The sequence below is a fragment of the Cupriavidus sp. C1SS-2L genome (assembly GCF_057073735.1).
This window is the reverse complement of sequence record NZ_CP172708.1, coordinates 194,159-211,608: the sequence shown is the minus strand read 5'-3', so window position 1 is coordinate 211,608 and position 17,450 is coordinate 194,159. Positions and strand designations below refer to the sequence as shown.

20 protein-coding genes are annotated in these 17,450 nt (G+C 66.4%); 10 read left to right on the top strand and 10 right to left on the bottom strand.

The window, feature by feature from the left end; all coding sequences use genetic code 11:
* Positions 1-248: 248 nt before the first annotated feature.
* The 3 genes from creB (at position 249) to creD (ending at position 3,906) form a co-directional block, all read left to right on the top strand.
* Entirely contained in the window at positions 249-929 is a 681-nt protein-coding gene (gene creB, locus ACIGJG_RS00940; RefSeq protein WP_011296375.1) for a two-component system response regulator CreB, read from the top strand.
* Positions 930-948: 19 nt separating this feature from the next.
* The gene (gene creC, locus ACIGJG_RS00935) at positions 949-2,394 is read left to right on the top strand and encodes a two-component system sensor histidine kinase CreC (RefSeq protein ID WP_011296374.1); all 1,446 of its coding nucleotides are present in this window, start codon (positions 949-951) and stop codon (positions 2,392-2,394) included.
* Positions 2,395-2,505: 111 nt separating this feature from the next.
* Positions 2,506-3,906, top strand: coding sequence for a cell envelope integrity protein CreD (creD, locus tag ACIGJG_RS00930; RefSeq protein WP_483672661.1), 1,401 nt, complete (start codon positions 2,506-2,508; stop codon positions 3,904-3,906).
* On the opposite strand, the gene slmA is transcribed toward creD, so the two are convergent.
* The 3 genes from slmA to argB all read right to left on the bottom strand — a co-directional run bounded on the left by slmA (position 3,903) and on the right by argB (position 6,538).
* A complete protein-coding gene (gene slmA, locus ACIGJG_RS00925) occupies positions 3,903-4,568 on the bottom strand; it encodes a nucleoid occlusion factor SlmA (protein ID WP_041679447.1) in 666 nt (221 codons plus the stop codon). The genes creD and slmA overlap by 4 nt on opposite strands.
* Positions 4,565-5,533: a pyrimidine 5'-nucleotidase gene (locus tag ACIGJG_RS00920; RefSeq protein ID WP_011296371.1), complete on the bottom strand. Its 969-nt coding sequence runs from the start codon at positions 5,531-5,533 to the stop codon at positions 4,565-4,567. Before ACIGJG_RS00920 ends, slmA begins: the two co-directional genes overlap by 4 nt.
* Positions 5,534-5,608: 75 nt before the next feature.
* Positions 5,609-6,538 carry an acetylglutamate kinase gene (argB, locus tag ACIGJG_RS00915; RefSeq protein ID WP_011296370.1) on the bottom strand — a complete coding sequence of 310 codons (930 nt, stop codon included), beginning with the start codon at positions 6,536-6,538 and terminating at the stop codon, positions 5,609-5,611.
* A 237-nt stretch (positions 6,539-6,775) separates the two neighbouring features.
* Between argB and ACIGJG_RS00910 the strand changes: the two genes are divergently transcribed.
* Genes ACIGJG_RS00910 through ACIGJG_RS00900 form a run of 3 tightly spaced genes read left to right on the top strand, consistent with a single transcriptional unit; the run spans position 6,776 to position 7,854 of the window.
* Positions 6,776-7,375: a sigma-70 family RNA polymerase sigma factor gene (locus ACIGJG_RS00910; protein ID WP_140949362.1), complete on the top strand. Its 600-nt coding sequence runs from the start codon at positions 6,776-6,778 to the stop codon at positions 7,373-7,375.
* An 18-nt stretch (positions 7,376-7,393) separates the two neighbouring features.
* Positions 7,394-7,627 (top strand): zf-HC2 domain-containing protein, encoded by a 234-nt coding sequence (locus tag ACIGJG_RS00905; protein ID WP_140949363.1) that lies wholly within the window; start codon positions 7,394-7,396, stop codon positions 7,625-7,627.
* Positions 7,624-7,854, top strand: coding sequence for a cysteine-rich CWC family protein (locus ACIGJG_RS00900; RefSeq protein ID WP_483672660.1), 231 nt, complete (start codon positions 7,624-7,626; stop codon positions 7,852-7,854). Before ACIGJG_RS00905 ends, ACIGJG_RS00900 begins: the two co-directional genes overlap by 4 nt.
* On the opposite strand, the gene ACIGJG_RS00895 is transcribed toward ACIGJG_RS00900, so the two are convergent.
* Positions 7,839-8,357 carry a DMT family transporter gene (locus ACIGJG_RS00895; RefSeq protein WP_220631216.1) on the bottom strand — a complete coding sequence of 173 codons (519 nt, stop codon included), beginning with the start codon at positions 8,355-8,357 and terminating at the stop codon, positions 7,839-7,841. The two genes, ACIGJG_RS00900 and ACIGJG_RS00895, sit on opposite strands and share 16 nt — an antisense overlap.
* A gap of 94 nt (positions 8,358-8,451) precedes the next feature.
* On the opposite strand from ACIGJG_RS00895, the gene ACIGJG_RS00890 reads away from it, so the two are divergent.
* Positions 8,452-9,387: a LysR family transcriptional regulator gene (locus ACIGJG_RS00890; RefSeq protein ID WP_483672659.1), complete on the top strand. Its 936-nt coding sequence runs from the start codon at positions 8,452-8,454 to the stop codon at positions 9,385-9,387.
* 161 nt (positions 9,388-9,548) lie between these two features.
* Here the strand turns inward: ACIGJG_RS00890 and ACIGJG_RS00885 are convergent, their stop codons facing one another.
* Positions 9,549-10,025 (bottom strand): copper chaperone PCu(A)C, encoded by a 477-nt coding sequence (locus ACIGJG_RS00885; RefSeq protein ID WP_483672658.1) that lies wholly within the window; start codon positions 10,023-10,025, stop codon positions 9,549-9,551.
* Between the two features lie 156 nt (positions 10,026-10,181).
* On the opposite strand from ACIGJG_RS00885, the gene ACIGJG_RS00880 reads away from it, so the two are divergent.
* Positions 10,182-11,537, top strand: coding sequence for an ATP-binding protein (locus ACIGJG_RS00880; protein ID WP_140949625.1), 1,356 nt, complete (start codon positions 10,182-10,184; stop codon positions 11,535-11,537).
* Between the two features lie 5 nt (positions 11,538-11,542).
* Positions 11,543-12,154, top strand: coding sequence for a response regulator transcription factor (locus tag ACIGJG_RS00875; protein ID WP_041679788.1), 612 nt, complete (start codon positions 11,543-11,545; stop codon positions 12,152-12,154).
* 37 nt (positions 12,155-12,191) lie between these two features.
* On the opposite strand, the gene ACIGJG_RS00870 is transcribed toward ACIGJG_RS00875, so the two are convergent.
* Entirely contained in the window at positions 12,192-12,488 is a 297-nt protein-coding gene (locus ACIGJG_RS00870; protein ID WP_140949624.1) for a hypothetical protein, read from the bottom strand.
* 271 nt (positions 12,489-12,759) lie between these two features.
* Between ACIGJG_RS00870 and ACIGJG_RS00865 the strand changes: the two genes are divergently transcribed.
* Positions 12,760-13,317, top strand: a complete 558-nt coding sequence (locus ACIGJG_RS00865) for a YcnI family copper-binding membrane protein (RefSeq protein WP_483672657.1) — start codon at positions 12,760-12,762, stop codon at positions 13,315-13,317.
* An 85-nt stretch (positions 13,318-13,402) separates the two neighbouring features.
* Here the strand turns inward: ACIGJG_RS00865 and ACIGJG_RS00860 are convergent, their stop codons facing one another.
* The 4 genes from ACIGJG_RS00860 to ACIGJG_RS00845 all read right to left on the bottom strand — a co-directional run bounded on the left by ACIGJG_RS00860 (position 13,403) and on the right by ACIGJG_RS00845 (position 17,209).
* Positions 13,403-13,855, bottom strand: coding sequence for a PA2169 family four-helix-bundle protein (locus ACIGJG_RS00860; protein WP_140949623.1), 453 nt, complete (start codon positions 13,853-13,855; stop codon positions 13,403-13,405).
* A 211-nt stretch (positions 13,856-14,066) separates the two neighbouring features.
* Positions 14,067-15,398, bottom strand: coding sequence for an ATP-dependent protease ATPase subunit HslU (gene hslU / locus ACIGJG_RS00855; RefSeq protein ID WP_140949622.1), 1,332 nt, complete (start codon positions 15,396-15,398; stop codon positions 14,067-14,069).
* Between the two features lie 55 nt (positions 15,399-15,453).
* Positions 15,454-15,990, bottom strand: coding sequence for an ATP-dependent protease subunit HslV (gene hslV, locus ACIGJG_RS00850; protein WP_140949621.1), 537 nt, complete (start codon positions 15,988-15,990; stop codon positions 15,454-15,456).
* Between the two features lie 232 nt (positions 15,991-16,222).
* Positions 16,223-17,209: a tripartite tricarboxylate transporter substrate-binding protein gene (locus ACIGJG_RS00845; RefSeq protein ID WP_140949620.1), complete on the bottom strand. Its 987-nt coding sequence runs from the start codon at positions 17,207-17,209 to the stop codon at positions 16,223-16,225.
* Positions 17,210-17,450: the final 241 nt, after the last annotated feature.

Here is a 17,450-nt window from a genome sequence, read left to right as displayed (position 1 = left end):
AGCCAAGTCGGGCATTCGCGGTGTTCCGCGTGCCGGCGTGAACCCCGATCCTGCCTGGGGGCGCCGACCCAACCTCTTTAGCCGCATTTATATTCGCAGACGGAGGATCGTGGGACCATCCGGCTGCCGCGCGCCCGCAAGCCAGTCATCAAATCGGCGCGACGGCTTATTATAGTGCAATCCGCCGACCGCGCCGCATCGGGCGTTCATCCGCCATCCGCAAGCCACGTCGGCGCCGCCGAATCGCCATGCACAAGCCGAACATCCTGGTCATCGAAGATGAATCCGCCATTGCCGACACGATCGACTATGCGCTGTCCACCGACGGCATGGCCGTGGAGCGCTGCGCGCTCGGTGGCGATGCCCTGGAGCGGCTGCGCACGCAGGCATTCGACCTGGTGATCCTTGATGTCGGCCTGCCCGACCTGAGCGGCTTCGAGGTCTGCCGTACCCTGCGCACGTTCACCGATGTGCCGGTCATCTTCCTGACCGCGCGGCATGATGAGATCGACCGCGTGGTCGGCCTGGAGATCGGCGCGGACGACTATGTGGTGAAGCCCTTCTCGCCGCGCGAGCTGGCCGCGCGCGTGCGCGTGATCCTGCGGCGCACGGCGCGCCAGCCCGTTGCGGAACCCGCGAGCCAGAGCGTATTCACGGTGGACAACGACGGCGCACGCGTGGCCTTCCACGGCCACTGGCTCGAACTCACGCGCTACGAGTACCGCATGCTCGCGCTGATGCTGCGCCACCCTGGCCGCATCTATTCGCGCGCGCAGCTCATGGACGAGGTCTGGCACGACGCGCCGGACACGATCGACCGCACCGTCGATACCCACATCAAGACCGTGCGCGCCAAGCTGCGCGCACTCGATGCCGCCAGCGACCCGATCCGCACGCACCGCGGCATGGGCTACTCCATCGAACCATGACGGTCGACCGGGCCTGAACATGCATATCGGGCTTCGCATCTTTTTCGGCTTCTTCGTGATCGTCGGGCTGGCCGCTTTCCTCACGCTGCGCGTCTTTGTGCAGGAGGTAAAGCCCGGCGTCCGGCAGGCCATGGAGGACACGCTCGTCGATACCGCCAATGTGCTGGCAGCCTTGGCGGCGGACGACATGAAGCACGGTCGGATCAACGAAGGCGCCTTCGCCCAGCGGCTGGCGCGGCTGCAGGACACGCCCGTCGATGCAAGCGTCTGGGGCCTGCGCAAGCAGTCGGTCGGCTACCGCATCTACGTCACCGACACGCATGGCATCGTCCGTTTCGACACCAGCGGCAGCGCGGTCGGCGCCGACTATTCGCGCTGGAACGACGTCTACCTGACGCTGCAGGGCAAGTACGGCGCGCGCAGCACGCGCGCCAATCCCGATGACGAGAACAGCACGGTCATGCACGTCGCCGCGCCGATTCGCGATCCCGACAATGGCCAGACCATCGGCGTGCTGACCGTCGCCAAGCCGAATCTCGCGATGGCGCCGTTCATCGAGCGCAGCCAGCGCAAGATCCTGCTGTACGGTCTGCTGCTGATGGGCGTCGCGTTCGCGGTTGGCCTGGTCTGCACGCTGTGGCTGGTGTTCGGGCTGCGCCGGCTGCAGCGCTACGCGCGCACCGTGGCAGCCGGCGAGCGCGCGGAAATGCCGCTGCACGGCGCGAGCGAGCTGGCCGAACTGGGGCGCGCGGTGGAAACCATGCGGCTGCGGCTCGAAGGCAAGCAGTATGTCGAGCACTACATCCACACGCTCACGCACGAGATGAAGAGCCCGCTGGCGGCGATCAGCGGCGCGGCGGAGCTGCTGCAGGAAGACATGCCACCGGCGGACCGTCAGCGCTTTGTCGCGAATATCCGCGGCCAGTCCCAGCGCCTGGCCCAGATGATCCGCAAGCTGCTGGCGCTGGCCGCGGTGGAACAGCGGCAGCGGCTGGACCATGCCGAGCGCGTCGCGCTGTTGCCATTGCTGCAGGCACTCGTCGATGAGCTCGAACCGCGTGCGCGCCAGCGCGGCGTGACGTTTGCCCTCGCACCGGACGCCGAACCTGCACTGGCCGTGCTGGGCGATCCCTTCATGCTGCGGCAGGCCGTCACCAACCTGCTCGAAAACGCGCTCGATTTCGCGCCAGCCGGCAGCACGGTGCTGATAGATGTAACCGGCGCGCCGGCCGGCCAAATCGCCATACAAGTTGCCGACGATGGTCCTGGCATCCCTGACTACGCGCTGCCGCGCCTGTTCGAACGCTTCTATTCGCTGCCCCGCCCGGACGGCCGGGACAAGAGCACGGGCCTCGGCCTCTGCTTCGTGCGCGAGGTCGCGACGCTGCATCACGGCGACATCACCATTCACAATCGCGACGGTGGTGGCGCGCTTGCCACGCTCACGCTGCCGGCCGCGTCCTGACCCAGCCGGCACGCACTTCACAGCGGGCACACAAACGCTTCACACCGGCCCCGCGGTCTGCGCACACGCGGTAGCTAATCTGGCCGGCACCATCACTCCCGGGCCCGAGCCATGAACAAAGTCCTGCTGTACAAATCGCTGATCACCGGCGTGCTGATCGTGCTGATCCTGATCCCCCTCAGCCTTGTGGGCAACCTCGTCCAGGAGCGCAAGTCCTACGGCCAGGAGGCAGAGCAGAGTATCTGGAAGAGCTACGCCGGCCCGCAGACGCTGACCGGACCGGTGCTGGTGGTGCCGTACAAGGAAGTGACGTCCGTCACCGAACGCGCCGATGCGAAGCAGCCCGCCGTCTCGACGATGCACGTCGAGGTGCGGCAGTTGCTGGTGTTTCCGCAAACCCTGCGCGTGCAAGCCGGCGTTACGCCGGGCGAACGCTACCGCGGCATCCACAAGACGCTGGTGTACGAGATGCAGAGCCGCTGGGAGGGCAGCATCACCCTGCCCTCGCCCGATGACCTGGCCCGCTCGCCCGGCCATGTCCGGTTTGAAGTCGGCCAGCCTTATCTGGCACTGGGCATCACCGACACACGCGGCCTGATGACTGCGCCCGTGATCGAACTCGATGGCAAGAAGTTGCCGCTGCAACAAGGCGCGAAACTGCCCACGCTGCCGCAGGGCCTGCATGCCGATCTGGACCTGCCCGACTTCAAGGCCGCGGCGAGCCATCCGCGCGATGCGGGCCGCACGGTGCCGTTCGCCCTGACGCTGCCGCTGCTGGGCGCGCAATCGCTGTCCGTGGTGCCGATCGCCGCGCAGAACGATATCGCGATTCAGTCGGCGTGGCCGCACCCGAGCTTCGACGGCGAGTTCCTGCCGCGTACGCGTACGGTCGACAACAAAGGGTTCCGCGCGAACTGGAGCGTAACCGCCTTCAACACCAAGGCACGCGAGCAGATTTCGGGCGCAGGCGGCGGCGGTCTGGACACGGTCACGGTTAAGCTGATCGAGCCGGTCAACATCTATCTGCAGACCGAGCGCGCAACCAAGTACGGCATCCTGTTCGTATTGCTGACGTTTGCGGGGTTCTTCCTGTTCGAGCTGGTCAAGCAGCTTCGCATCCACCCGGTGCAATACCTGCTGGTGGGCCTGGCGCTGGCGCTGTTCTTCCTGCTGCTGCTGAGCCTCTCCGAACATATCGCCTTCGCGCTGGCCTATGTGGCGGCAAGCGCGGCCTGCATCGGCCTGCTCGGCTTCTACCTGTCGTTCGTGCTGCGAAGCTGGAAACGCGGGCTGGGCTTCGCCACGCTGCTGACCACGCTGTATGGCGCGCTCTACGTGCTGCTGCGCTCGGAAGACAACGCGCTGGTGCTTGGCTCGCTGCTGCTGTTCCTGCTGCTGGCCGCGATCATGGTCGTGACGCGCAAGGTGGACTGGTATGCCGCCGGCGCGGCCTTGCAGCCGCAGCGCGACAAGCCCGCCGCCGTTGCGGCGGCGGGAGAGGGTGCGGTCTAGCCGAGCAGCACGCGCAACTGCGCGTCCACGCGCTCGCCCGGCGACTTGCGGAAACCGCTCTTGGCATAACGATGCCACTGGCCCTGCACGTACGCCATGACCAGCGCGGCGCGCAGCGCGACATCGGCATCGGCCGGGAACGCGCCCTGCGTCACGGCGATCTTCAGGCACTGGCGCAGCGAGGCCTCGATGCGGTCGACCATCTGGTTGATGCGGTCCTGCAGGCGCTCGTGCTCGCCGACGAGCGCCTCGCCGGTCAACACGCGCGTCATGCCGGGGTTCTTCTCCGCGAACGACAGCAGCATGCGCACGATGGCCTGCACCTGGCGCAGGCCATGCTCCTCGGTCGTCGTGATCTGGTTGATCAGGCCGAACACGGTCTGCTCGATGAAGGCGATCAGGCCTTCGTACATCTGCGCCTTGCTCGCGAAATGGCGGTACAGCGCGGCCTCCGACACGCTCAGGCGTGCTGCCAGCGCGGCGGTGGTGATCTTTTCCCCGCGCGGGTGCTCGAGCATCGCTGCCAGCGTCTGCAGGATCTGCACGCGGCGCTCGCCCGGCCGCGGCCGCTTGCGCGCAGGCGGCGCGGTTTCAGTAGCCGGCGCGGCATCCTGCCCGCCCGGCAGGACCGCTTCCGGCGGGTTTCCGTTGCTTTCCATCATGACCCGGTTCTCCGCAATCTTTGTTGTAGTTGATGCATCGATTGTACTTTTATGTCCACATACGCCGGCCGGTTCGGCACGCGCGCCCGTACCCGCGGCGCGTTTTCAGGCTGTGACTGCGGTGACAGCCCGGGAGCGCCCGCCGCCGGCGGGACCTGCGATTCGGCCGCCACCAGCGTCACCGAATGCTCTTGCGCGGCATGGCTCGCGTGCTGGCGATCCTCGGCGTCCAGCGTGGATCGCACCGCGGCATCGCCGCGGCTGCCGGAAGCTTCCGGCGCAGCCACCACGTGCGGGCGCGATGGCGCGATCGTGCGCAGGTAGCCCGTGACCCAGGCCGTGCGAATGCCCGTGCCGGCGTAGCGCTTGAGATGCGACAGCGTGTCTTCCACCAGCACCGCCCGGTGCGGCGCGATGCCCGTCTGCGCGAGCAGGCGGCGCAGCATGCGCCGGTCCGGCTTCGGGCGCAGATGCCCGTGCACCCACATCTGCTCAATGGCGATCACGCGCTCGAAGCAATGGCTGATGCCGGCGATATCGAGCACCGCGCGCGCGTAGGCCTGCGGCGCGTTGGTGACGATGATCTTGCGCCCGGGCAGCCGGCGCAGATGCGCGGCCAGCCCGCGCCGCACGCGCACCATGTCGGCCAGTTCGGGGAATTCATGCGCGGCGCGCAGGAAATCGGCGGGGTCCACGCCGTGATGGCGGATCATGCCCAGCAGCGTGGCGCCATAGCGCTGCCAATAGTCGACGCGCACGCGGCTCGCAGTGGCGTCGTCGCAGCCGAGTACGCGCGCGACGTACGCAGTCATCAGCCGGTTGATGGCCGGGAAGATGGCATGCGAGGCGTCGTGCAGCGTGTTGTCCAGATCGAACAGCCACACCGTGTCGCCGGACTGATCGCCGGCCGGACGCCGGCGCAGGCGCGCCTGGACACGGCGCGAAGGGGAATGACTGGAAGACACGCCGGATCGGTGCTGAGGCAATGGGGGAGAAAACAGCGGGCAGCGCGCCAGTCGGGTGCCGCCCCGTGGCGCCGCTCAGTGCGAGCGGATCATCGTGCCGAACGCCTGTTCGGTCAGGATTTCCAGCAGCAGCGAGTGCTCGATGCGGCCATCGATGATGTGAACCGAATGCACGCCGCTCTTGGCGGCGTCGAGCGCCGACGAGATCTTCGGCAGCATGCCGCCCGAGATGGTGCCGTCGGCGAACAACTCCTCGATCTCGCGCGCGGACAGGTCGGTCAGCAGGTTGCCCTTCTTGTCCATCACGCCGGGGATGTTGGTCATCATGACCAGCTTCTCGGCCTTGAGGATCTCGGCCATCTTGCCGGCAACCACGTCGGCGTTGATGTTGTAGGCCTGGCCGTCGTCGGAGAAGCCGATCGGCGAGATCACCGGGATGAAGGCGTCGTCCTGCAGTGCCTTGACCACGGCCGGGTTGATGGCTTCGATGTCGCCGACGTAGCCGATGTCGATGAACGCACCCGGATTCTCGCGATCGGGCATCTGCAGGCGCTTGGCGCGGATCAGGCCGCCGTCCTTGCCGGTCAGGCCCACGGCCTGGCCGCCGTACTGGTTGATCAGCATCACGATGTCCTGCTGGACCTCACCGCCGAGCACCCACTCGACCACTTCCATGGTCTCTTCGTCAGTCACGCGCATGCCCTGCACGAAGGTGCCGACCTTGCCGACCTTCTTCAGCGCCTCATCGATCTGCGGGCCGCCGCCGTGCACCACCACCGGGTTCATGCCGACCAGCTTCAGCAGGATCACGTCGCGCGCGAAGCCGTGCTTGAGCTTTTCCTCGGTCATGGCATTGCCGCCGTACTTGACCACGATGGTCTTGCCGTGGAACTTGCGGATATAGGGCAGCGCCTCGGCGAGGATCTCGGCCTTGAGGGCGGGGGCGATAGCGGCCACCGCAGTCGCGGCAGCTCCAGGGTTGTCGGCGTTCATGGCTGGGGACATCCGTGAGAATCAACAGGTATGATGGCAAATCTGCCGCAAACCTGACGGAAAACTCACGGGGATCGCCCGAAAGTGCACCATAGGGCCACGGCAGGCGCCGATTTTACAAGAATCCGCGAGGTGCGCGGGCGACCGGCTCACGGGGCCGGGCACAAGCCGGGCCGATGCGCATCGTGGCGCACGACACGGCGCCCCGGCGTCATCTTTGCGCAACACGTCCGGACCAACGCCGCAGCGATGCCTCACGACACCGCCGACCTTGAAACCCTTCGCCCCCACCTGCTGCGCTTCGCCCGGCTGCAACTGCGCGACGAGGCGCTTGCGGAAGACGCGGTGTCCGACACGCTGCTGGCCGCGCTGGAGCACCCGGAGCGCTTTGCCGGGCAATCGGCGCTGAAGACCTACCTGGTTGGCATCCTCAAGCACAAGATCATCGACCTGCTGCGCAGTGGCCGGCGCGAGGTGCGGTTGGCGCTGGCCACCGACGAGGACGGCGAGACCCAGTCCGAGCAAGACGCCTTCGACGCGCTATTCACACGCAATGGCCACTACCAGGACATGCCGTCCGACTGGGGCAACCCGGACCGGACGCTGGAGCGGCGCGAGTTTTTCGAGATCCTGCAAGCCTGCGTCGACCGCCTGCCCGCCAAGACGGCGCGTGTCTTCATGATGCGCGAGTGGCTGGAACTCGATACCGAAGAAATTTGTCAGGATCTGGAGGTCAGCGCGACCAATGTGTGGGTCATCCTGTACCGCGCCCGCATGCGCCTGCGCGAGTGCCTGGAACTGAACTGGTTCGGGCAGCAGCCCAAACTAACTTCCGGCAAGACGCGGTGACCCGCCTGAAAGGAACCCATGCCTGATTCGTCCCGCCACCGCCTGCTGCCCAACTGCGAGGAAGTCCATCATCTGACCATGAAGGGGATGGATCGCCCCCTGAGCTGGACCGAGCGCCTGCGCGTGCGCAGCCACCTAGTCATCTGCGACGCCTGCACGCGTTTCAGCGCGCAGATGCAGATGATGCGCTCGGCCATGCGCCGGCTGGGCGAGGATGACCAGGACGGCGATATGCCGGACAGCCCGCGGTGACCAATCCGTCCACGGTGCTTACGGGCCAGCTGCGCCCGATCGAACACTGCAGCGAGTGCGGAGCGGGCTTCCTGTGCGGTTACGTGGCCGGTTTGCCCGAATGCTGGTGCGCCAGCCAGCCGCTGCTGCCGGCGCGCAGGATCGTGCCGAACCAGCACTGCCTGTGCCCGGCCTGCCTGCAGAAGCGCCGGATCGCGGCTCAGGAAACCTCTCAGGCCCCGGACTGAAGCGGCGGCGCGGCTTGCGGCCGTGCCTCATGCGCCGCACTCCACTGCATCAGCACCATGCCGGCCACGATCAGCGCAGCGCCGGCCACGCGTGCAGGCGTCAGCGCGCGCGCAGCAAAGCCGGCCAGCCCGAAGTGATCGACCGCCAAGGCCGCCGCAACCTGTCCGGCCACCACCGCGGCAATGAAGCCGCCGGCACCCAATCGCGGCGCCATCAGCAGCGCGGCTGTGATATAGAAGACGCCCAGCACCCCGCCGATCCACATCCATGGCGGCCGGGGCGCCGACAGCGATAGCGCCGGCAGTGGCACCCTCAACAGCCAGAGCAGCGGCAGGATGGCGGCCAGACTGACCAGCAGGGACACCACCGTCGCCCACAATGGGTGACCGAGCGAGCGGCTAAGCGTGGCGTTGGCGCCCGCCTGAAACGGAATGGCTGCCCCGGCCAGCACGGCCGTCAGAAGCGGGAGAAGCAGGTTTGTCGGAAGGGTCGTGCCTGACATGGCGCACTCCGTAAGGCAATATTCGATGCCTGACAGTGTGAAATATCGCAGAATGAATTTCCAATTCTGCTTTCATACGTTTAACATTCGCCGAATGAATAGCCTACGCGGAATCGACCTGAACCTGCTGGTGGTGCTGGAAGCACTGCTGGCCGAACGCCATATCTCCCGGGCCGCGCTGCGCCTGCACCTGAGCCAGCCGGCGGTCAGCCACGCGCTGGGACGGCTGCGGCAATTGCTGGACGACCCCATCCTCGTACGCGGCAAGGGTGGACTGGTGCCGAGCGCCCGCGCCCATGAAATCGCCGGGCCGCTGGCAGAAGCGCTCGCGCAGGTGCGTATCCTGCTCGGGCCCGGCGGCTTCCAGCCCGCCACGGCGCGCCGCACGTTCCGCCTGGCGATGTCCGACTACGGCGCGCTTGTCGTGCTGCCGCGGCTGCTGCGAGCGGTGCGCAAGGCCGCGCCTAATATTGATCTCGTCGTCACGCAGGCCAGCCGCGAAGCCATGACGGCACAGGTGGCCGATGGCGAGATCGACATCGCGCTGGGCGTCTTCGCGCACCAGCCGGAAGGCGTGCATGCCACGGCCCTGTTCGAGGAAAGCTACGCCTGCGCCGTCGATGCGGCAACCGTGCGCGATAACGGCAAGCTGGACCAGGTGGCTTACCTCGCGCGTTCACACGTGCTGGTGGCCACGCACAGCGAGCGCGTCGATGCCATCGATGCGGCTGTGGCGAAGATTGGCGGAAGGCGCAAGATCGCTTGCGTGGTACCGCACTGGAGCGTGGCCCCTGCATTGATCGCCGGCACCAACCTGGTCCTGACCACGGCACGCCGCAGCCTGGCGACACTGGAAGCGGACCCGCGCTACGCGGTGTTCGATCCGCCGTTCCCGCTGGACGACTTCACCTTCACCATGATCTGGCACGACCGCACCGAGGCAGACCCGGGCCACACCTGGCTGCGCGAACGCGTGCAGGCCGCGGCAGCCACTCAGGAATCGGACGAGCCGATCAGCTTGCGCGGCTGACGCGGAGGCGTCGACTTGCCGCTGGTCTGTGGCGGACCGGATTTTCGCACGGTGCCTTTGCCGCGCGGCGGCGGCTGTGAACCCGTGCCGCCACGGAATACGAGTTTCTGGCGGGTACCGAGCTGCTTGTTCGCCATCACTTGCCCCGGCGCTCGGTCGATTTAGTGCTTGTGATCGCCGTGGCCACCCTGGCTGGCGGCACTGGCGGTCATGTCGCGCACTTCGGCAGTGACCTTCTGCTCGATCACCTTGCCGCCCTGCTCGATCTTCAGCGTGATGGGCACGGTGTCGCCCTTCTTGAGCTGGGATTTCAGGTCCGTCAGCATCACGTGGTAGCCGCCCGGCTTGAGTTCGACATCCTGCATCTTGGGCAGCTCCAGCGACGGAATCTGGCGCATGCGCATAACGTTGCCTTCCATCTTCATCTCGTGCAGCTCCGCCACGCCGACCGGCGACGACACGCCGACCAGCTTCGCGTTGTCATGCGCGTGCAGCACCATGAAGGCGCCGGACGCCGTCTGGGTCGGTACCGTGCCGCGCACCCATGCGTTGCTGACATCAACCTGCGCCAGCGCGGCGCCCGAGGCCAGCATGGCGAACGATGCGGCCAGCGTGGCCGCGCGGAATTTGGCTTGCATGTAGGGCTCTCCCGAAAGCAGACATTAGACCATGCCACCGCTGGCAGGTGCCGGGGTGCAGATAACCGGATAGTCTGGAGCCGAAGCGCCACGTGACCAATGCGGCAAGGTGTCGCACATGCCGGAGCGCTCCGGCCGCATTGATACACTCGCGGCATGCATGCCGCTCCTGCCGTGTCCCATCCGCCAGCTTTCACCGCTTCGCCGCCGCTTCCGGCCGGACCCGCCGCGCGTCCCAGCCTGGTGAGCCTGCGCCGCCTGTTCTGGCTGCGCTGGGCGCTGCTGGCCGGGCAGGCACTGTGCCTGCTGTCGTGCGAGCCGATCATTGGTGTCACGCTGCCGACGGGCCCGCTGCTGGTCGTCTTTGCGCTGCAGGCGCTGTTCAACGTGCTGACCGGCCTGCGCCTGCGGCTGCACACGCGGCAGGGCTCGGTGCCCGGCGAAGCGGAGCTGATGGGGCAGTTGCTGGTCGACCTGACCGCGCTGTCGGCGATCCTGTTCTATACGGGCGGCGCCACCAACCCGTTCGTGTCGTTCTACCTGCCGGGGCTCGCCATCGCAGCCGCGATCCTGCCGTGGCGGCAGGTGATCGCGCTCGCGTGCTTCGCGCTGGCCTGCTACACGGTGCTGCTGTTCGAGTACCTGCCGCTGGATCTGCACGATCCGGACAAGGCCGTGAACTATCACCTCGCCGGCATGTGGCTCAATTTCGTGGCCAGCGCAGTGATGATCGCTCTGTTCGTGGCGCGGCTTTCCGGCGTGCTGCGCCAGCGCGAGGCGCAACTGCACCTGGCGCGCGAACAGCTGTTGCGTGAAGCGCGCGTGGAAGACCTCAATGCCCAGGCGGCAGCCGTCGCCCACGAGATCGGCACGCCGCTGGCAACGCTGGCGGTCATTGCCGGCGAACTGCGCGCCGATGCCTCGGACCGCGCGCGCAGCGGCACGCCAGTGGCCGATTACCTCCCGGACCTGCTGACGGTCGAGCAGCAACTGGAATTGTGCCGAACCATCCTGGCGCGGCTACGCGAGGATCCTGCCACGCTCGAGCCCGAGCGCATCGACGCATGGCTTGGCAGCTTTGCGGAGCGCTGGCAACTGCGTCATCCCAATGCCACGTTGCAGGCCAGCGCCACTGCGCAGGCTGGTGCACTGGCCATCGAACCGGCACGCGTGGGACAGATCCTGACCATCCTGCTGGATAACGCCGCGCGCAGCCAGCAATCGGCCGGGCATGCGCAACGGCCGCTGCAACTGGAAATCGCGTTCGAGCAGGGCAATATCGCCTTCCGCGTGAGCGATCACGGCGACGGCATTCCGCCCGAACTGCGTTCGCAGCTTGGCGAGACTCCTGTGGTCAGCCCGCACGGTGGCCAGGGCATCGGCCTGTACCTCGCGCAGAGCGGCGCGCGGCAGATGGGCGGCGGACTCACATGGCGCGATCGCCCCGGCGGCGGCACGATCGCCGAATTGCGTGTGCCGTCCTCCCCTTCGCTGGCAGTCAATCCGTCATGACCGTTATGACCGTTACCCACCACCCGGTTCCCGAATCGACCGCGCCGGCCGGCACGCCCTTCCTGGTCATCGACGATGATGCCGTGTTCTCCGGCACGCTGGCCCGCGCGCTGACACGTCGCGGCTACGCCGTGCAGGTCGCGCACAACAGCAGCACGGCGCTGGCACTGGCTGCGCGTACGGCGTTCGCCTACGTCACGCTGGACCTGCACCTCGGCCCGCCCCCCGAAGCGGGTAGCACCGCGCCGGCCGAATCGGGGCTGCAACTGGTCGGGCCGCTGCGCCAGTCGCTGCCGGACGCGCGCATCCTGGTGCTGACTGGCTACGCGAGCATTGCCACTGCCGTGGCGGCGGTCAAGCAAGGGGCCGACGAATACCTGGCCAAACCGGCGAACGTGGATTCGATCCTCACGGCCCTGATGGCGGGGATCTCGGAAGATGCAGCGGAAGCCGCGATGGAAGAGCCGGTGCCCCTGTCGGTGGCCAGGCTCGAATGGGAGCACATCCAGCGCGTGCTCAACGAGCACGGCGGCAATATCTCCGCGACCGCGCGCGCGCTCAACATGCACCGGCGCACGCTGCAGCGCAAGCTGGGCAAGCGCCCGGTATCGCGCTGACGGCGCTGGCCGTACGGATGTGGATTACGGATGTGGATTACAGCCGAAGCTGCACGTAGTCCCATTCCAGCGCATCGCTGGCTCCGTCCGGCTTGTCTTGCCGCGCGACCACGCGCAGCGCATCGCTGGCGTGACGGTCGGCCAGTGTGAACAGCTCTCCGGATTGCAGTGCAAGCGTGGCCGCAGCAACTGCGGCGGCGCCCAGGCTGCCGTGCCGGGCGATGGGCGCCGCGGCGTCTGCCGGACGCATGCACAGGAAGGCAGTCGCCGCGGCGATCGCGGCCAACAAGCCGGCGGTAGCGACCGCCACGCGGCTGAACTGTGTCTTCACCATGTTTTTCCTCCTGCCAGTAGGTTGTTGAAATGCGGTGGCTCCCGCATCTGCCATTCGGCTTAAGGTGCGCAAGGGTCTCATTGGGCGACCGGTGTGCGCTAGCGTGCTTACCAATGCTTACCAACCTTACCGAGGTGTGGCAGGGTCGATACGTTTGATACGCCCGTGACACGTGGCACTGACATCCATGGCTGCGGCACTACGCCGCATCGGCCCACAACACGAGACAGCACCTGCGCCGCTAGACTGGCGGGCCGACAAGGAGAACTCCATGCATGACCCGCTTTCCCCGCGCCGACTCGCGCGCCTGTGGCTGCTGCCCGCCGCGCTGCTGACGATGTCCGCCGCCGCGTCGGCCCATATCGTCTTCGAACAGAAGCAAGCGCCGGCAGGGAGCTACTACAAGGGCACGCTGATGGTCGGCCACGGCTGCAACGGCAGCGCCACGCGCGCCATCACAGTCACCATCCCCGAGGGCGTGCAAGGCGCACATCCGCAGCCTAAGGCGGGGTGGCAATTGGAGGTCAAGCGCGCATCGCTGGCCAAGCCCGTCCAGTCGCACGGCAAGCTGATGACCGACGATGTGCGTACGCTGCGCTGGTTCGGCGGCACGCTGGCCGACGCGCATTTCGACGAGTTCGTGATGCTGATGAAGTTGCCCGAGCAAGGCGGCAAACTGTACTTCCCTGTGCTGCAGGAGTGCGACAACGGCACGACCGAATGGACGCAGGTGCCTGCAGACGGACAGACGATGCGCGATCTGAAATCACCGGCGGCGGAGCTGGAGGTGTTGGCGCCGACGGGGCATATGCAAGGGCACTCGCACTAGGGTCTCGTCGCCATCGCAAAAAACAGGGGCAACCGTGATTCGGTTGCCCCTTCCTCATCCAAAGGTAGACCTGTTAGACCTCGCGCTAGTGGATCTGCATGCCGCGCATGGCATGTAGCCGATCATGGTGCTGCCGCAGGGCCTCATACTGACGCTGGACCGCGGCGGTAGCGTCCGGCGGAAGCGTCTTCATCAGTACGGACTGGTACTGGCGCCTGGCCGCCTCTTCCTCACGCTCGCACAGCCCGAGCACGGCGTCGTCATCGTTCGGCGAAAGCATATGGCGAAAAGCCATCCAGCCACGCGCGAACATGGCGTTCATGCTGCCCCGGTCCGATGGCTCGCCGCCCATGGCGCTGACCATCGACTGCAACTCCCTGGCCGAGGCGCGGCAGGTTTCCGCCGTGCTGGCCAGGATGTCGCGAAGCTCCGCATTGCGCACGTCGCGGGCCCCAGCCATGCAGGCACGTTCACTGTCCATGTCGACCTCGATCAGCTGGTTAAGGGCGATCACGGTTTGTTTCTGAATGACGTCCATGGAAGTCTCCTGACATGCCTGGAGAACAGCCATTCGGCGGCTTTCCAGGCTCCGCCGTCACTGCGCTGCAGATCGGGCGCCTTTCCATCATAGGAAAATGCATGGCGCGCGGTGGAACTCGTCGGTGCCCGGTTCGTTTTTCGCGCCGGCCCCAGAAGCAAGAAAGGGTGCACTCCTGTGCACCCTTCCCGATTGCGATCGCGCTACCCGCTTACAGCACGTAGCGTGACAGGTCCTCGTTGACGGCAAGATCACCCAGCCGTTCGTTCACATAGGCGGCATCGATCGTCACCGTCTCACCCGACGATTTGCTCGCGTGGAAGGACAGGTCTTCGAGCAGGCGCTCCATCACCGTGTACAGCCGGCGCGCACCGATGTTCTCGACCTTCTCGTTGACCGAGAACGCGATCTCGGCCAAGCGGCGGATGCCGTCCTGCGCGAACTGCAGCTCGACCTCTTCGGTCTTGAGCAGCGCCTGATACTGCTTGGTCAGGCTCGCATCGGTCTGCGTCAGGATGGCCTCGAAGTCCTGCACGGACAGCGATTCCAGTTCAACGCGGATCGGGAAGCGGCCCTGCAGCTCGGGGATCAGGTCGCTCGGCTTGGCCAGGTGGAACGCGCCCGAGGCAATGAACAGGATGTGGTCGGTCTTGATCATCCCGTACTTCGTGCTCACCGTGGTGCCTTCCACCAGCGGCAGCAGGTCGCGCTGCACGCCCTGGCGCGACACCTCGCCGCCGCCCATTTCGCTGCGGTTGGCGATCTTGTCGATCTCGTCCAGGAACACGATGCCGTTCTGCTCGACGTTGGCGATGGCCTTGTGCTTGAGCTCCTCGTCATTGACGAGCTTGGCGGCCTCTTCATCGATGAGCAGCTTGAAGGCTTCCTTCACCTTCATCTTGCGGCGATGCTTCTTGCCCTGCCCCATGCCGGCGAACATCGAGCGGATCTGCTCGGTCATTTCTTCCATGCCCGGCGGACCCATGATGTCCATGCTCGGCAGGCCGGCGGCGACTTCGAGTTCGATGTCCTTGTCGTCGAGCTGGCCTTCGCGCAGCTTCTTGCGGAATACCTGGCGCGTGTTGGAATCCTTCTCTTCCGGCTGCGAGAAGCCGATGTCGCGCGGCGGCGGCAGCAGCACGTCGAGCAGGCGGTCCTCGGCCGCTTCTTCGGCCTTGGTGCGCACCTTCTTCATCTCGGACTCCCGCGTCTGCTTGATGGCCATCTCGGCCAGGTCGCGCACGATGGTGTCCACGTCGCGGCCGACGTAGCCGACTTCGGTGAACTTGGTCGCCTCGATCTTGATGAAGGGCGCGTCGGCCAGCTTGGCCAGGCGGCGCGCGATCTCGGTCTTGCCGACGCCGGTCGGGCCGATCATCAGGATGTTCTTCGGCGTGATTTCCTGGCGCAGCGGCTCGGCCACCTGCTGGCGGCGCCAGCGATTGCGCAGCGCGACGGCCACGGCCTTCTTGGCCTTGTTCTGGCCGATGATGTGCTTGTCGAGTTCGGAAACGATTTCCGACGGGGTCATGGTATGCGACATGGTGTCCGTTCAGCGTTCAGTGGGGCGCCCGGCCCGTGCACGGGCCGGCCGGCGCTCATTCCAGCGTTTCGATGACGAAGTTGGTGTTCGTGTAAATGCAGAGTTCGCCGGCAATGGTCAGCGCTTTCTCGACCACGTCCTTCGGCCCAAGCTCGGTGTTCTCCACCAGCGCCTTGGCGGCCGACTGCGCGTACGAGCCGCCCGAGCCGATCGCGGCAATGCCGCCTTCGGGATCGAGCACGTCGCCGTTGCCGGTGATGACCAGCGTGGTGTCGCGGTCGGCGGTAATCAGCATCGCCTCCAGGCGGCGCAGCGCGCGGTCCGAACGCCAGTCCTTGGCGAGATCCACCGCGGCGCGGGTCAGGTTGCCCTGGTACTTTTCCAGCTTGGCTTCAAAGCGGTCCAGCAGCGAAAACGCGTCGGCCGTGCTGCCGGCAAACCCGACCAGCACCTTGCCGTTGTAGATGCGGCGCACCTTGCGCGCGGTGCCCTTCATCACGATATTGCCGAGAGTGACCTGACCATCACCGCCGAGTGCGACCTGATTGCCGCGGCGGACGCTGACGATGGTAGTGCCGTGATACTGTTCCATGGTGGCTTCCGTGAATGTGTCAGGAGGCTAGGTGGCGACGCAGGGGCCGGTTTCAAGAGCCGACCCGGGCACGCCGCCGGCCGGTGATGCGCAATCAGACCAATATAGGACGCCGCCGCGCCCCGCGCGGTTCGGAAGACCGCAAAAGAAAAAGGCCATGCGCAGCGGCACGGCCTTTGTCTTTTGCAGCGGCGCAGGGCGCGGGCGGTCAGCCCGGCGCCCCTCGCATCACTCAGTCGGCATAGACGCCGGCCTTCTTGATCACCGGGGTCCACTTGTTGATTTCCGCGCTCAGGTAGGTGCGCAGCGAATCCGGCGTGGCGCGCTGCGCCGGCACCGCTTCGGCACCGAGCTCGGCCATCTTGGCGCGGAAGGTCGGGTCGGTGACGGACTTCTGCAGTGCAGCAGACAGCTTGTCGATCACGGCCTTCGGCGTGCCCTTGGGCGCGTACATGGCGTGCCAGACCTTCACTTCGATGCCCGGCATGCCCTGCTCCTGCGCGGTCGGCACGTCCTTGAACGCTTCCACGCGGCGTGCCTGCATGGCCGCGTACGGCTTGACCGAGCCGGCCTTCAGATGCCCGGCCAGGTTGGTGGTCTGGTCGCACAGCAGGTTGACCTGGCCACCCAGGATATCGGTCAGCGCCGGCGCAGCGCCCTTGTACGGCACGGTGGTCAGCTCGGTCTGGATCGCGCTCTGGAACAGCAGGCCGCACAGGTGCGAGGCCGAGCCGATGCCGGCATTGGCCAGCGACAGTTTGCTGGCATTGGCCTTGATGTACGGCAGCAGGTCCTTGAAGCTGCTCGGCGGCAGTTGCTTATTGCCGACCATGATCATCGGCACGTCGGCGATTTCGCCGACCATCTCGAAGTCCTTGAGCGGATCGAAGCCCAGGTTGCGGTACAGCGCTGGCGCCGTGGCCATGCCGATATGGTGGATCAGGATCGTGTGGCCGTCGTTCTTGGACTGCGCAACCTTCTTGGCGCCGATGGTGCCGCCGGCGCCACCGAGGTTCTCGATCACAACGGTCGTGCCCAGGTGCTTGGACATAATAGCGGTCAGCTCGCGCGCCACCTTGTCGGTCGGGCCGCCAGCCGAGAACGGCACCACGGCCGAGATCGGCTTGCCGCCGGGAAACTCCTGCGCCTGCGCGCCGGCATATGCGCCCATTGCGCCCACTGCCACGACTGCGGCGACCAGTTTTGCAACTCGTTTCATAGTACTCTCCTGTTCCTGCTTCCGTCTGCAAAGCGCTGCCGGTGCCGGATGCCGCGTGTCGTGATGCGGTCTGTGCGCAAGCCGCGGGGGGGGTCCCGTTGCGCGATCGACGATGGGATGTCTGGCAGCGCCGCCCCGCACACCTGTATATAGCGGCCGAGGGCGGCGTTGATGTTAGCAATTGCAGACATCCAGACGGAATCAGGGCTAACCCGCGCGCATCGGGGTGGAATGCGACGGA